The sequence below is a fragment of the Micromonospora sp. NPDC005087 genome, assembly GCF_042872965.1.
GTDB lineage: Bacteria > Actinomycetota > Actinomycetes > Mycobacteriales > Micromonosporaceae > Micromonospora.
The window spans coordinates 1-14,706 of sequence record NZ_JBIALB010000015.1 but is presented as its reverse complement, the minus strand read 5'-3'; the positions used below and the strand labels follow the sequence as shown (position 1 = coordinate 14,706).

General features: G+C 66.1%; 9 protein-coding genes and 2 pseudogenes. 8 read left to right on the top strand and 3 right to left on the bottom strand.

Going from position 1 to position 14,706, the window contains the following annotated elements; all coding sequences use genetic code 11:
* Positions 1-76: 76 nt before the first annotated feature.
* A complete protein-coding gene (locus ACFYPS_RS27895; RefSeq protein ID WP_387328077.1) occupies positions 77-3,619 on the bottom strand; it encodes a hypothetical protein in 3,543 nt (1,180 codons plus the stop codon).
* A 310-nt stretch (positions 3,620-3,929) separates the two neighbouring features.
* Here ACFYPS_RS27895 and ACFYPS_RS27890 point away from each other — a divergent pair.
* The 4 genes and pseudogenes from ACFYPS_RS27890 to ACFYPS_RS27875 form a co-directional block, all read left to right on the top strand.
* Positions 3,930-4,295: pseudogene (locus tag ACFYPS_RS27890) on the top strand (ADP-ribosylation/crystallin J1); the annotation flags it as partial.
* A 390-nt stretch (positions 4,296-4,685) separates the two neighbouring features.
* A complete protein-coding gene (locus ACFYPS_RS27885) occupies positions 4,686-7,841 on the top strand; it encodes a P-loop NTPase fold protein (RefSeq protein WP_387328074.1) in 3,156 nt (1,051 codons plus the stop codon).
* Between the two features lie 91 nt (positions 7,842-7,932).
* On the top strand, positions 7,933-9,738 hold the full coding sequence (locus ACFYPS_RS27880; protein WP_387328071.1) for a hypothetical protein: 1,806 nt from the start codon (positions 7,933-7,935) through the stop codon (positions 9,736-9,738).
* 691 nt (positions 9,739-10,429) lie between these two features.
* A protein-coding gene (locus ACFYPS_RS27875; RefSeq protein WP_387328395.1) for an IS5 family transposase occupies positions 10,430-11,295 on the top strand; the annotation gives its coding sequence in 2 pieces (ribosomal slippage) (positions 10,430-10,763 and positions 10,763-11,295; 867 coding nt in all).
* 24 nt (positions 11,296-11,319) lie between these two features.
* Here the strand turns inward: ACFYPS_RS27875 and ACFYPS_RS27870 are convergent.
* Complete coding sequence (locus ACFYPS_RS27870) at positions 11,320-11,829, bottom strand: pyridoxamine 5'-phosphate oxidase family protein (RefSeq protein WP_387328068.1); 510 nt, start codon at positions 11,827-11,829, stop codon at positions 11,320-11,322.
* Between the two features lie 162 nt (positions 11,830-11,991).
* On the opposite strand from ACFYPS_RS27870, the gene ACFYPS_RS27865 reads away from it, so the two are divergent.
* Positions 11,992-12,150, top strand: a complete 159-nt coding sequence (locus ACFYPS_RS27865) for a hypothetical protein (protein ID WP_387328065.1) — start codon at positions 11,992-11,994, stop codon at positions 12,148-12,150.
* A 270-nt stretch (positions 12,151-12,420) separates the two neighbouring features.
* Here the strand turns inward: ACFYPS_RS27865 and ACFYPS_RS27860 are convergent, their stop codons facing one another.
* Positions 12,421-12,735 (bottom strand): transposase, encoded by a 315-nt coding sequence (locus tag ACFYPS_RS27860; protein WP_387328062.1) that lies wholly within the window; start codon positions 12,733-12,735, stop codon positions 12,421-12,423.
* A gap of 400 nt (positions 12,736-13,135) precedes the next feature.
* On the opposite strand from ACFYPS_RS27860, the gene ACFYPS_RS27855 reads away from it, so the two are divergent.
* The 3 genes and pseudogenes from ACFYPS_RS27855 to ACFYPS_RS27845 all read left to right on the top strand — a co-directional run.
* On the top strand, positions 13,136-13,528 hold the full coding sequence (locus ACFYPS_RS27855; protein WP_387328059.1) for a four-helix bundle copper-binding protein: 393 nt from the start codon (positions 13,136-13,138) through the stop codon (positions 13,526-13,528).
* Positions 13,529-13,602: 74 nt separating this feature from the next.
* Positions 13,603-13,857: pseudogene (locus tag ACFYPS_RS27850) on the top strand (transposase family protein); the annotation flags it as partial.
* Positions 13,858-13,876: 19 nt separating this feature from the next.
* On the top strand, positions 13,877-14,706 hold an 830-nt coding region (locus tag ACFYPS_RS27845; protein ID WP_387328056.1), incomplete at its 3' end, for a transposase family protein.

The following is a 14,706-nucleotide window of genomic DNA, read 5'->3' as shown; positions in this document are numbered from 1 at the left end:
TGGAAATCCATCCTGCATGACTGATGGTTCCTAACAATCACTCCAGGTGGGCGGGTTGCGGAACCATTGCGAGCTGTCAGTGACGCATGTTGACCCGGACGCCGCCGAACAACGCTTGGCTAAACGAACTGACCCGATTGCGGCGCTTTAGTTCATTGAGCAGCTCTTCGGTCCCGTCCCGTTCCTTCAGCTTCGAACGGTGGTGACCAACCCTGGTGAGCGGTTCGTACTCGTCGCCCAGCGCCAGAAGAATCCGGTCCAACACGGGTAGCTCAATATCAGGGAGGTGGGGTTCCAGCAGACTCAGGATGTGCTCGGCGGGCGCTCCGGCTTCGCTGAGCTTGACCAGCAGCTCCACCGAGACGGTATTGCCCTTAGCCGCCCACTCGCAGATCGCGATGGCGCCCTGCCTGGACAACCGGCCGTGTACGTACTCCGCGTCATCGGCGATCGCCCGCTTGACGGCCGGTGCCACACGTCGACTCCGCATCACCTTGGGCAGGTCGTCGCTCGATAGCGGTAGCTCGCACACGTAAGACGCCAGGTTTCTCGACACCGCAAAGTACTCCTCGCGGACCGCGAACGGGCTACCGCTTACGCGCGCATATGTCTCGGCAGCATCGGGCACCAGTTCGGCGGCCAGCAGCGCCGGGAGCAGCTTGAGCCCCGCGTCGGTCAGGCGGTCGGGATTCAACCCGTCGGGGAGCTCGAGCTGCTTCACCAGCCGGACCCTCGCTGCCGGGTCCAGGTCCTCGGCATGAGCCAGCGCATACCCGAGGTCGTACCTGGGCTCCTCCTCTACCTCCTCAACCTCCGTGAGGTCGAGGCTGTTCAGGGTCTTCACCAGTTCCTCGTTGACGCTGAACTTTGCTACGAACTGGCTCACATTCCGAACGGTCGGCGCGAACCGTTTCGCCGACACCACGGCGGTCCATGCCGTATCGTCGAGTTCGTCCAGGTCGGCCAGTTTGCACGACTCCGAAGCGCCTTTCGCAACCGGCAGCACCGCGGATTCGGCAGCACCCGCAACGTCATTCAGCACCGCGACGAACTCCTCCGAGGCATCGACGGTCACCTCGTCCTCCTCCCGGGCATGGAGGTAGCTGTCCAGGTGGTCGAGGATGTGCTCGTAGACAGTCGCGTTGGTTGCCTTCACCACGTCAAGGGCCAGCGGGGTGTTTTCACCGAGCGCCGTGGAAAGGTTCGCCCTCGTGACCGGGTACAGGCGAGCCCCGATGACCGCCTTGCGCTGTGCGTCCCCCAGCACCGCGAGGTCGCTGACCTGGGCGCCGAGACGCCGAACCACGACCGCCACGTCAGCGGCCTTCGACGTCTCCACGGCCCCGACAAACGCTTGCATCTGGGCGTAGTGCTCCGAGAGGAACCCTGCGACCCGGTGCGAGGACTCGTAGTCGACGTCTCGACCAGCGCTCCGGACAGCGGCATCGACGAGCGCGACGGCCGCCGCGAGGTCGATCGGGGCTCTCTCGGCCAGATGGACGAACGCACCCTTCCAGCGAGGAGCCAGTTGGCCTACGAAGAGTTCCCTGGACGCGCCGTCCAGAAGGTACGCATCGATGAAAGATGAGTCGGCCGCGCCGCGAATGACGAGCTTGTCGAGTGCCTTGTCGAGCCGCTCTGGGCGCGTGGGCAGGTAGTGGTCGAAGACCTCGACGTTGAAGACGCTCTCGCCGTCGAGGAAGCGGGCGCCCATCTCCTTCTCAACTGCGTCGATGGAGACAGCCTCGTCGAACCGGAACCGGTGGTCTGCGCGGTCGGCCTGGACGCAGTGGAGGATGAAGTTCATCGCGCTGACGCTGATGGCGATGCCATGGTAGTCCGAGCAGTACAGCGTGAAGTTTTCGTCGATGTAACCCTTGGCGAGGAGGTCGTGGGCCAAGGGCGACACGAGGTCGGCAACGATGGCATCCAGGCTGCGTTCGACGCCGCTGTCGGTGGGCATGACCAGGTCCGTCCTGGCCATGAGCTGCGCCATCGCGGCTTTCGCGACGAAGTCCTTGGTCTCTAGCGCGGCCCGGGAGGCGCGCTGGAGACGTGCGACATCGGCTTCGATGGAGTCATCCAACGCAGCCACCTCATCCCCGACCAGCGCAATCACGTCATCGAACGACAGAGTAACGCCACCGTATCCAGGTTGGATCAGGTGCACCTCTTTGCGAGTCTCGTGCAACGAGCTCCAGAAGTCGCCGGACGTAAGGTCCGAGAGCGCGTAGTTTTCCGACTGGTACTGAAGGACCGGCTGGCCACCACGCCGCGTCGCCCGGTGGACAATGGGCAGCACTTTCTGGAGCCGCTCGCCGGCGGCCTTCGCGTGCTTGTCCCACAGAGCGCTCGACGCGACCCGGTCTAGCGCCCCCTTGCTGACCGCTGCCTGGTGGCCCGTCTGATACTTGACCATGTCGCGGAAGGCCCGGTGGGCCTCGTCGATCTTGCTTGTTCCAAGCCGGATGGCCTCGAAGTCCTCCAGATGGAGGTTCTTATAAACCATCATCGCGAACAGTCGGTCCGCGGTGAGGCCCTTAAGGCCCTTCTCTCCCAGGACCGAGGCACGGTAGATCTCGAACTCATTCCGAATGTTGCGAATCAGACGCATGTCGGTCAGATACGCGCCGACGAGGTTCACGAGCGCAGTCGAAGGTTGCTCATCAGATTCGGCGAACTCCGCCGCCAACAGGTCCCGCGCCGAACGGTGCGTGATGAACGGAACCATCGGGACGACCAAGTCGAAGAACTTCGTCCTGTTCGCCGACGGGGCGGTTTCCAGAGCTGACGCACGAAGCGCTGCAGTATCGGTATCGGCGTCCGCGTCGCCGTCCGGGGCGGCATCGACGTTAAGTTGCTCGAAGATGCTGTCGCGGACCGCATACACGAACCGAACCGGCCGCGACTTGATCTGCTCGGAGTTGTTCAAGACGGTGTTCAGCTCGCGTAGCGTCTCGAAGATGTGAGGGTCCCTGAACCGGTCCAGGTCCTCAAAGATCGCGACCTGGGTCTTCGTCTTCTGGAAGAAGTAGACGATTTCGTCGAGGTACTCATCGAAGTATGAGTTCTCCTTCGCGCTGAGCGTGACGGCCGCTCCGCCCGCGGAGACGCTCTCCACCCGCACCCGGCTCTGCAGAGCACGCGAACCCAGGAACCAGATCACGCCCAGGAACACGCCGAACCCAGCGACGATGATCCACGGCACCCAGTCATGACTGGTGACCAGGTCCTGGGGCCCCATCTTCTCCACGCGACTCACCAGCCCGAGCAGGACCGCGATCACGAAGAACCCAACCGCGACTGCGGCGCCCCATATCGCAGCCGGGCCGGGCCTGAATGAGTCGATGCGGAAGTACCTCGAGCCCGGCATGTCCGCGGGCGCCTTCCGGTAGAGCAGCTGCTTGACGATCTCCTTCTGGATAAGGTTCGTCAGTGGCGGGAGCGTCCCGTCCTGCTGGATGCGCGCCCGCTTCGTGTCGTCGATGCCCAGGCTTGACAGCGACAGATTGACCCAGTTGATCTTCTGCTTGTCCAAACCCGCCTGGACGCCGCGGATGACACTGCTCTTTCCGCTGCCGTAGTGCCCTGCGAGCGCGATGTTCGTCGCGGCGCTCACGGACCCGTCGGTCAGGACTTTGAGGAGGACCGCTGCGTGCCGCCGCCCATGCAGGTTCTCTTCGTACGTGGGTCCGAGACCCCGAAGGACCGGCACGTCGAGCTGTGATGTGGACCGCCGGGCCGGGCTTACTCGCGACATAGGCGAGATCTTACGAACGTGGTCCGACTTTGTTCGCGGCAGATGAGCGCATGCGGGGACCGCTCGCGCACGCCTTTTCGGATGGCCGAGCCGGCCGGGCCACGGCAACGCTCGGGGCCGATCACCAGAATGTTGGACGCGTGGCTCGCCACGACCACCCGCAACCACGATTGTCGAGGAGCAAACCGTCGACAACTCCGACACAATCACCCTGTGGCGGCCCACCGGGCAGGCCGAACTTGACCTCGTGGCGGCATTGGGCTGGCGGGCTTGGCCACCACGCCTGGCGGACCAGCCGATCTTCTACGCCGTCCTCGACCACTGGTACGCCACGAAGATCGCCCGCGAGTGGAACGTCCCCGCCGAGGGTGTCGGCTACGTAACCCGGTTCGACGTCGAGCGGTCGTACCTGGGCCGTTACGAGGTTCACCAGGCCGGTGGCCGCGACGTTCTGGAGTACTGGATCCCCGCCGAGGAGCTTGCCGACCTCAACGCCCACATCGTCGGCGCGATCATCGAGGAAGCCGAGTACCGCGGCCCAGTGAACGACCAGGAGTTCACCAACGCCGACAAGGCCCTGGGCCGGTCTCTGCCAGCCGCTTGGCGAACCTACCTCCAAGGTGAGTCGTGGTTCCGGCGGGAGCCTACGTTTGGCTCAACTCGCCACGCGAGATGCTCGAGCTGCATGACGCATGGGACGAAGCCACCGATGAGCATCTTGGCATCGCGATCATCGGCGGTGACGGCTCACGTGAAAGCTTGTGCTCGACCTGCGCAGCGACCTGCACCGGTGCTACTGGCCGACATCACAAGCAGTGGCTGGGAAAGCGTGATCCGGCAGGCCGACGATGTCAGCCAGCTCATCGACCGCATCGAGGCGGGCACCTTCGAGTTCAACTTCGAGGATTAGCGGACATCGGCGGGCATGATCGACCGCGCACCTCACGGCAGATCAGGGCATGTGATCTTGATCTTGCGCCGAATGAGTTGTGGGAGCGTCGGTTCGGTACGCTGGCCGCGCTGTGGAGATGGCTGGCGAATGGCGGTGTCTGGCTTGCCCGACGGCAACTGGTGGGTCGATGACCCGATCGACGAGCCGAACGAGGACCTGTTCGGGCGCGGCCCGTTCGTGGCACGCGCGGTCGCCCTGCTTGACCAGATCGGCTCCCGGCCGAGCAGCACCGTGGTCGGGCTGGTCGGCCCGTGGGGCAGCGGTAAGACCAGCACCATCCTGATGATCGAGGCGGGACTCAACCCTGACCGGTGGGGCGTCACGTGGATCAACCCGTGGGCGTTGTCCGGTCCCGACGCGGTCGTCACCGAGCTGCTCGGCGCGATCCGCGCCGCCGTGCCGGAGAAGACCACCGCCGGCGACCGGGTCCGGCGACACCTTTCCAGGTACGGTGCCCTGGCCACGCCAGCGCTGTCGATGGTGCCGGTGGTCGGCAGCGCCGCGACCGCGATGGCCGCCGAGGCTGTACAGCGGCTTAACGACCAGGGAACGACCCTCGCGGAACAGGCAAACCAGGTCAGCGACGCGCTACGCGCGCTGGCCCGTCCGACGCTGGTTGTCATCGACGACGTCGACCGGCTGCAGCCCGAGCAACTCCTGGCCGTTTTCCGGGCGGTGCGGGTGCTGGGCCGGCTGCCGCACGTGCACTATGTCCTCGCGTACGACCAAGAAACCATCCTCGACGTGCTGTCTACGACCCCGATCGCCGACAAGCACGGCGCCCGGGCCGTCGCGTTCCTGGAGAAGATCGTCACGATACGCCTCGAGCAGCCGCCGGTCCGCCTGGAGCACGCCGAGTCGCTGTTCAACGCCGGCTGCGCTGGTGCGCTCGGCCGGGCGTCCGCGTCGCTGAGCGAGGACGCCCAGCGCCGCATGGTCGAAGAGCGTGAGGCGCTGCTGCTGAGGGTCCTGACCGAGCCGCGCAGCGTGGCGCGGCTGCTCGCCCAGGTCGACATCTACCTGCCACTGGTCGGCGCTGCTGAGGTCGACGTCGTTGATTTCATCACCCTGACATTCCTGCGAATCACCTATCCGCGCCTGTACCAGGCCATCGCCATGCACCGCGGCGCCCTCGTCGACACCACCGACCTCGCCGACCTCCGCACCGAATTCGACGAGGCGGCGCTGGCCAGACTCGACGTCCCGGCGCCGCACACGGGGCGGGTCGCGGAGGCCCTGCGACGGCTCTTCCCGCGTCTGGCAACAGACCCGCTGAGATCGATGGTGGCCGAGCACCGGCGGCGCGGGCAGCGGCGGATCAGCGACCGCGACTACACCGAACGGTACTTCGCCCTGACACCCATCACTGGCGAGATCAGCGACGATAGCCTCGTCCGGGCCATCGGAGATTTGGCAGAGGGGCGACATGGCATGGCGGCCGAGGACCTCACCCTGGCGTTGCGGCCTGACCTCACCGACGTTCATGCGTGCGCCCGGGCGGGCCGGACGCTCCGCCGGGCCGCGTCGTTGTCCGCGGAGCTGTCCGGCAACGAGGCCGCCGCGGTGATCCCGTACGTGCTCGAACAGTTCGACCACCTTCGCAATCCCGCGGCGGGCGGGTTCGGTCCTGACGAGGAAGCGACCGTCTGGCTTGCGGCGCTGCTGCAACGGGCCGACGGCGGGCCGCTGCCCGCCACCGCATTGGGCGATCCTGGTCTGCTGCCGTACTTGTTAAAGGCGATCCGGATGGCGGTCCCGGAGCCGGCCGACGCCACTATCGCGCGTCTCGCCGCACAACCTCCCGGCTCGTCCTGGCTTGCGGACGTCGTTCGGGCCACGTACGAAGCGGCGTGGATACGGGTCCAGGAGCACACGCGTCTTGGCGACACCGCCCCCATCGAGCCGGTGAGCCTGTACGTCTCCCGGCTGGAGTCGGCCTTCGGCGACGCGGACGTCGACCGGCGGATCACCACCGCCGTCAACGGTGGTCTGCCGATCGCGGATCTCGCGGCCCGACTGGTCGACATCGAGGTCGCATTCACGTCCACCGGCACTCACACCCGCATCAGTGGGTTCGATGCCACGGCGTTCCTGGGACGTATAGGACGCCACCGTGTCTCTGCCGGACGGGCGCACCTGGACAGCGCCGCGGCGGGCACTCGGCCCGGCGCTCTCGACCGCGCCGACGTGTCATGGGCAAACCGGCGCCGGTTCGCCGCCGGCACCCTCATCGAGGCACTCGACGTTGGCACCACAGAACCGGGAAGACTGCTGCCGAACCCGCCCGAGGAGCAACGCCACCCCTTCACCAACCACCGTCCGTCGTTGATGAACGATCAAGGCGAACCGCTCGACCTCACGCTGCAAGTCGCCGTGCTGCTGCCCGCAGGCGACGGAATTCCTGCACGCCTTCACAGCGGATGGGGTCCCTCGGCCGGGACACGTGAAGAGATCCTGATCGCCGCGATGCGAAGCGCACCCATCAGCGGCTGGCTCCGGGCGCGCCACTCCGACTGGGGCATAGCCGCCGAACCCTGGGCCATCAGCGAGGCTGATGGTCGCCACTACACCACCGCTCAGTCCGGTGCCCGGGCCGCTACGCCCGGCACGCTGGGCATGCGTCAGGCATTCCCCGTCAGGGCCGGCGCCCAGCTCATCACGGGCCACGCCGCGCAGAGCCCGAACCAGCAGTCGCTGTTGCTGACCGTCGGCATCGGATTCCACCTCGCCGAACTCGACAAGCAGCACCGACCCGCGGAGGCGCGGGCCCGCGGCGTGCCCCTGCCTGCAGCGTTCACCCTGCACGGCCTGTTCGAGCTCACTGACACGCTCGTCCGGTGCGCGCAGACGGCGAAAGCGCTGTGGACGCAGCTCGACGACCAGTCGCCCCTACCCGAAACCGCGCTCCTGCACCTGTCGCTGACAACCGACGAAGGACTCCCCGCGGTCGTCGACCTCAGCACCTACCCGCGGCGAGGCACTGCCTCCCGTAGTCAGTACTCCAAGGTCTACCAGTACCGCTCCGGGCCCGGCGATCTTGCGGCGGCGGCGTTGCAAGACTGGCTGAGCGAGGCTGGGTACCGGCAACACGAGCAGGCGATCCTGGACATGTGGGACCCCGCGCCCTAATGGTCCCTCGGCTGACCGAAGGAGTCGAACGGCTAACCAGGCTGCGGTCGCCCTTCACCGTTCGAGGTTGTCAACACCGTCCGCTGAGCGTGTGACGCTCTCGGTCGATGTCATGCGATCATTTGGCGTGCTTCAAGTTGTCACGGGGATGTACTTCGGCGACGTCGCGCTGAACGAGACGGAGCATCAACGAACCCTCTACACCAACGCGGATTTCTCCAGGGTCGGGCCGGTCGGCATGCCGGTGGGCAGCCTGACCTTGGCCACCTGCATGGGACCAGTGAACACCGTCCTGCTCCGGTTCATCGAACGCCTGGAAGCCGTCCTCCCTGACGGCACCGATGACTTCATGATTTCCACCGGTGGGGATGAGATCGCCGACGACCTCGCCGTCGTGCTCTCATTCGCCGTGAACGCCACGTTCACCCCGATTCGGGAGAAGGCTGACCGCCTCATCAAGACACCGGGAGAATCAACCCGGCGGCTTGTACCTGCGGACATCCTGCCCCGCACGTTCACTCCTCGTCTGATGTTGCGCCCCGCAGACGTCGAGGACCTACTCGCCTTCATGACGAGCCTCCTCGCGCTCAACCGCGACGCGTACGAGCGGGCCATGAGAGCGATGCGTCGCATCGTCACGGCCAGCGAGCGGGTCGCGGAAGACCCCACGCTCGCCTACACCGACTACGTAGCGGCGTTGGAATCGCTTTCGGCGGGCACGTCCGCTCCCGACACGGGGTGGGACCGTTACCCGCACGAGAAAAAGCGGATCCTCGACCCGGTTCTCAAGGAGCTGAGCGAGGAACATGCCGAGCAGGTCCGGTCAGCGATCCTCGAGGCGGAGAAGGCCGGTATCACTGCCCGGTACAAAACCTTCATCCTTAGTCACGTGCGTCCCTCCTACTTCCGCGAGGAAGCTGTCGGAGTGACCTGGCCCGTGACCGGGCCCGCCCTACCACTGCTTGCGACCCAGGCCTACAACACCCGCTCCAAGAGCGTTCACGAACTCAGGGAACTCCGTAAGGAGGCCTGGCTACAGGTCGGTGGGGCGCACACCATCGATCTGCCCGGGATCGGGCTGATCCTCACGCACGAGGGTCTCAACCGGCTCGCTCGGCACGTAGTCCGGACCTTTGTACAACGCGGGTCGACCCACCTTTACCGCGAATATCAGTGGCGTGATCACCTACCCAACGTCATCCAGGTCAGACTGGTTCCGGAGCTCTACCTCGGCAATCCCGAGGCGATGACAAAGATGACTGCGGCCACCAGGGCCAGCGAGTTCTTCGGCTGCATCATGGAGGTCCTAGCCGGGCGTGAGGAGCAGCTCAGGGTCGATATGCGTCCGGCGCTCGAGCGCATCGAGCAACTCCTGGTCACGCACCGCGCTCCTGCGGCGCGCGAGCCCATGCTGGCCGTCTACCTGCTCTGGCACCGGGTGATGGCAGCTCACCTGCACCGTCCCGAGCCCGAGAAGGTGATCGCTGCGGCGCTCACGGAACTTGCACGTCCGGGCATGTACGCGTTCACCGTCGGGGTTCTGCTCGGCCGCACGCCGCCCTGGTCCCTCGACGACCTGTGCGAACTCGCCGAACAGCGATACGAAGACCTGCAGCGGCGTAATCCTGTCAAGCTGCCGCCGCGGTTGGACTCCGCGCTCTGGGCACTCGTCGCGCAGGAACTGTTGCACGACGGCGCGCACGTACTGGCCCGCGCGGCGATCGGCAGGGCGGTGGAGTGCTCGCCGGGCGACGAGCACGTCATGGATCTCGAACGGCGGGTCGCCGCCGGTCACTTGGACGATGTCAACCTGCATGCCTTGATTCTCGGCCGGTCGCCGCTTGAGCAATTTGGTACTACTGACTGCAGCCTGAGAGAAGCGCAACGTCCCTCCTAGTGAACTTCTCACGCGAAGCAACGATGAGCCTCCACCACGTTGAGCTGGCGTGTCAGCTGCGCGTCGCCCCTCGCTAGAGGCGGGCGGCGCCTTTCGACGCTCGGGCATCCGGACATACCAATGAGACCTTCATGATCACGCGCACTCTTCTCGTCAAATGCGGACGTCGCCTGCTTCTGAGGCGTAAGCCACTCGTGCTGACGCCTTCGGGACTGCCGAAGAGGTCTCCAGACAAAAGCGCCTGGTCAGGGCTTTGCCTATGGGACCAGCGTCCCAGATAATGGCAGGCCGGCGCGATCCGTGGAGCTCAGCCGGAACGGCGTTTGTCCATGCCCGTCTCGGGTGCCGCAGCGAAGTTTGACGGCCGGAGATGTCGGGCGGCGCTAGCCGTGTTGGGAGCAGCGACAGGTGACCACTTCGGGTATCCCTGGGAGGTCAAACGGTCCGAGGCGGGCATCGTTGCGTGCTGGTCAGCGGTTTGACTGCGGTACGGCCGGATGAGCTCTTCGAGCGGGTGACCACTTCGCTGGTCTGCACCCAATCTGCTCCCAATGTAAGGCCCAGCCGCCGCACCCAGTCGTTGCCGCCCTGGCCTGCTCACACTCCCCCACCAGGCCAGATAGACAGCAGGTGCCGCCTAGGGCGTGTCCTGCCGATCTTGTAGTGGTTGGTCGTTGACGATGTGCTGGTGGTGCGTCGTGGTGAACTGACCGATGAGGCGTGGGCGGTGATCGCGCCGCTGCTGCCAGAGCCGGGCGGTGCGCGGGGGCGGTGGCGAGATCACCGGCAGGTCATCAACGGGATCTTGTGGAAGCTGCGCACGGGTGCGCCGTGGCGTGACCTGCCGGAACGCTTCGGGCCGTGGAAGACCTGCCACGAACGACTGCGCCGTTGGACGGCCGACGGCACCTGGGATCGGATCCTCACCGCGGCGCAGGTCCATGACGACGGCACACCGGTGCAGTGGACGATCAGTATCGACTCGTCGATCGTGCGGGCGCACCAGCATTCCGCTGGCGCCCGCAAAAAGGGGGCTCTCCATCAAGTCCGGCGACGCCTGGTGCGCAAGATGGCGAGTCCATCGGCCGGTCTCGAGGTGGGTTGAGCACGAAGATCCACCTCGCCGTTGACGGACGCGGACGGCCGCTGTCGATCCTGCTCACCCCGGGCCAGGCCGGCGACAACCCCCAACTCCTCGCGCTGCTCGACGCGATCCGCGTCAACGAGCCCGGACCCGGCCGGCCCCGCAAGCGTCCTGAGGTGCTGATCGCCGACAAGGGCTATGCGCACGACTCGACCCGCCGCGCTCTGCGCCAACGCGGGATCAGGCACGTCATCCCAGAACGGTCCGACCAGGTCGCCCGCCGGGCCGCCAAGGGCAGCGCCGGCGGCAGACCACCGGCCTTCGACAAGGCGATCTACCGCAAGCGCAACGTCGTGGAGCGCTGCTTCAACCGGCTCAAGCAGTGGCGTGACCTGGCGACCCGCTACGCCAAACGGGCATCCCTCTACCAGGCCAGCCTCGTCCTCATCGCCGCCGTCATTTGGCTTGCATGATCTGATTGGCAGGAAGAGGTACCTTCAGCGACGCCAGAACTGGCGGGGCGCGAACCCTTCACGTCGCAGCCAGTGCTCGGTATAGACAATCCGCTCCGCCTCAACGACCACCAGGGTGTCCTCGGGCGGCTCGGACAGCGATCGCCCCCGCTCGGCGTGCTCGTTCTCCCATCGGAACGCTTCCCAATAGTGCGCACGGTCCGGATGCCCCGGATCAAGCGCCCTGGCAGCTCCGAACAGCTGAGCCCCGCGGCTGCTGGCCAACCCGAGCAGCGGTGCGAAGATCCCGACGGACACGCGCGGATCGGTAGCGATGTTGCGCATCTTCGGCGAACGCGGCGCGGCGGTGAAGAGCACCGCGAAGCCGAGCGGGTAGTACCGCACCGGGGTGGCCAACGGCCCGTCCGAACCCGTGGTCGCGAGCACGCACATGTTCTGCGACGACAGCAGGTTGAGAATGCGCTCTTCAAGCCGTTCACGATCGAGCCGCTTCGCCGGCGTGGGCTCGGTCAGCCACGGATTCGTCAACGGCATGCGGCGTCCTCGATCATGGCGAGCACCCTACCCATACGGTGTGCCCAGCGGCCACCAAGATCGGCAGGACACGCCCTAGTCAAAGTCGTTGAGCACTCCGTGTGAAACAGGACGCCGCACCCACTCTGACCTGCAGAAACGAGAAGCCGCAGGTGGGGGCAGGTGCAGTTGAGCGTCGTTGTGCGCTATTGGATGCAGTTCAAGGCCGTTCAGGGCACCCGGCTGCTCCCGACCTGCTCCCCCGAACCGGCCCGGCTCCGCGCCGCCGACCGCCGACCGCCGACCGCCGACCGCCGACCGCCGACCGCCGACGGATCGTGAGCTTCCAGCCCAGTGCCTTGGCTGGCACCAGCGCTGACTCCCGCAGCCGCATCGGCCGATTGGAAGCACGCTCGCGCACCCCGCGCCTTGTGACCGCACATCGGCTACTTGTTTCATTGACCTACGACCGCGGTCCGGCCAGGCTTTGGTCGAGGCGCCCGGGCCGTCGCTCTCACATCGGCTGCCCACGTTGGTCGTGTGGTTCTCATTTGGCCTGCGCAGTCCCGGGCGCCGCCAGAGCGGGGAGAGGCTCAAGAGCGCCTTTGTGTGTCAACCCGTGCTGGCGGCGCGTTTGAGTTGATCGTTGATGAGGTGCCGGTAGAGGACGTTGGTGAGGCGTCGTTTGAGCGCGCGGCGGGCTGCGGCGGGTGTCTTCCCTTCGCTGAGTTTGCGCTGGTAGTAGACGCGGCCAGGGCCAGGGTCGCGGGCTTGGACGAGCGCGATGGTGTGCAGGGCGGTGTTGAGTTGCCGGTTGCCGGTGGGGTTGAGCCGGTGGCGGCGGCGCTCGCCGCTGGAGGCCTCTAGTGGCGAGGTGCCGGCGTAGCTGGCGAAGTGGTCGGCGGTCGGGAAGCGGGTGACGGTCACCGACGTGTCCGAGGACTTTTCCGGCGATGATGTGTCCGACGCCGCGGATTTCGGTGATGATTTAGTACGACGCCGGCTGAACTCAGCAAGAGATGAACCGAGCACGGGTCCCGACTGAGCCGGCCCGAGGAGCGTGACGGCTCGATCCGGGGAGATCAATGTGGGCGCTACTCCCGCGGTCGGTGATCATGATCACGGTACGCATTTCATCCCTGGACGTGTCCGACATGCACCGGCGTCGATCCCCGCTCCAAGGAGGCGTCCGGAACGTGCCTTTTGGTCTGACCAACCCTCCCGTTCCCCTAGACTTCAGCCAGGTTATTGCGTTACGCGACATAACGGCGGGTATGCGCGACTGAGTTGTTGGAGTTGAAAGGGGGTCGTGGTGAGGACCAAGACGATGGCGATGCTGGACACGCACCCAGGTGGTGCTGTCTTGGACAGGCAATTGTTGACGCGGTGTATTGAGACTTGCCTGGAGTGCCTGCAGGCATGTACGGCAGACGCGGATGCGGATCTGAGCGAACAGATGGTCGCCGACCTGGTCAAGTGCGCGCGGTTGGACCTCGACTGCGCGGACATGTGCGACACGACGGCCCGGGTGCTCACCCGGCAGACCGGGTACGACCGGAACCTGACCAGAGCAGTCGTACAGGCGTGCGTGCAGGCGTGCAAGGCGTGCGCTGACGAGTGTGAGCGACACGCGCAGATGCATGAGCATTGCCGTGTGACCGCCGAGGTATGCCGCCGTTGCCAGCAGGTCTGCGAGGAAGTGCTGGCCGCCATCGGGTGAAGGTGAATCAGGCCTAAACTAACGACCTCGTGCACGGTTGCGGATCATCGGGTATCGATGATCTTGTTCCCGTCATGGATGGTGCTGCGATCATGATGAATCGTCGGATGACGGGGCTGTCCTGGCTGGTGATCGAGGGTCTGGTTGCTGAGCCGGCGCCGCGCTGGCAGGCCCGGCACCGTGACCGGCTTGCCGCGCGGGCACGTCGGCGTGGGATCGGCGCCGGCGCGAAGCACCGGTTTGCATTCAGGGATCGACCGTTGGCCACGCTAGTGCATCTGCGGCACGGGTTGACCCATGACGTGATGGCCGCCTGGTTCGGAGTGCACCGCTCGACGATCACCCGCAGTGTCGCCGAGGTGCGGCCGCTGCTGGCCGAGCGTGGTTGCCGAGTGCCCGACGGCGTGCGGCTTCGCACCCTCGTCGGATGTGGCGGCGTACCTGGGCCACCACCCGCCGGCGTTGATAGACGCCACCGAGGTGCGGGTCCGCCGACCGGTCGAGGGCCGGGCGGGCCGGGACCGTTTCGTGTCCGGCAAGGCCCGGCTGAACACGATGAAAGCCCTGGTGATCTGCGATCCGGCCGGTCGGCTGTTGTTCTGCGGCGAGACCCGGCCGGGTTCGATGCATGACCTCACCCAGGCGCGGACCGCGGGCCTCGTCGACCTGCTCCTCCACGCGCCAATCGGGGTCCAGGTCCTCGCCGACGCTGGCTACGAATGGCTCGGTACGGACACCGCCGGCGCGGTGATCACCCCGAAACCCAAACCGCGGAAAGGCCAGAATTCGCTGCCGCTGAGCGCCATCGCCGCACACGACGCGGCGCGCAAACGACACTCGTCGCAGCGCATCCGGGTCGAGCATGTCATCGGGCACCTCAAGAACTGGGGGATCCTGGCCCGCTACCACGGCCGACGCGAATCCTTCGACGCCACCATCCGCGCCATCGCCGGCCTTCTGTCCGACCACCAACACACCGACCGCAACGAACACACCACCATGTCCCGCACCGGGTTTGATGGAGACATCGAAACCTGGGAGGAACACCAGCGATGCCCGCACCGAAGAAGTACAACGATGAGTTGCGTGAGCGTGCGACCCGGTTGGCGGTCGAGGCCCGCCGGGATCCGGCGTCGGCGGTCGGAGCGATCCGGCGGATCGCCGGCCAGCTCGGGGTT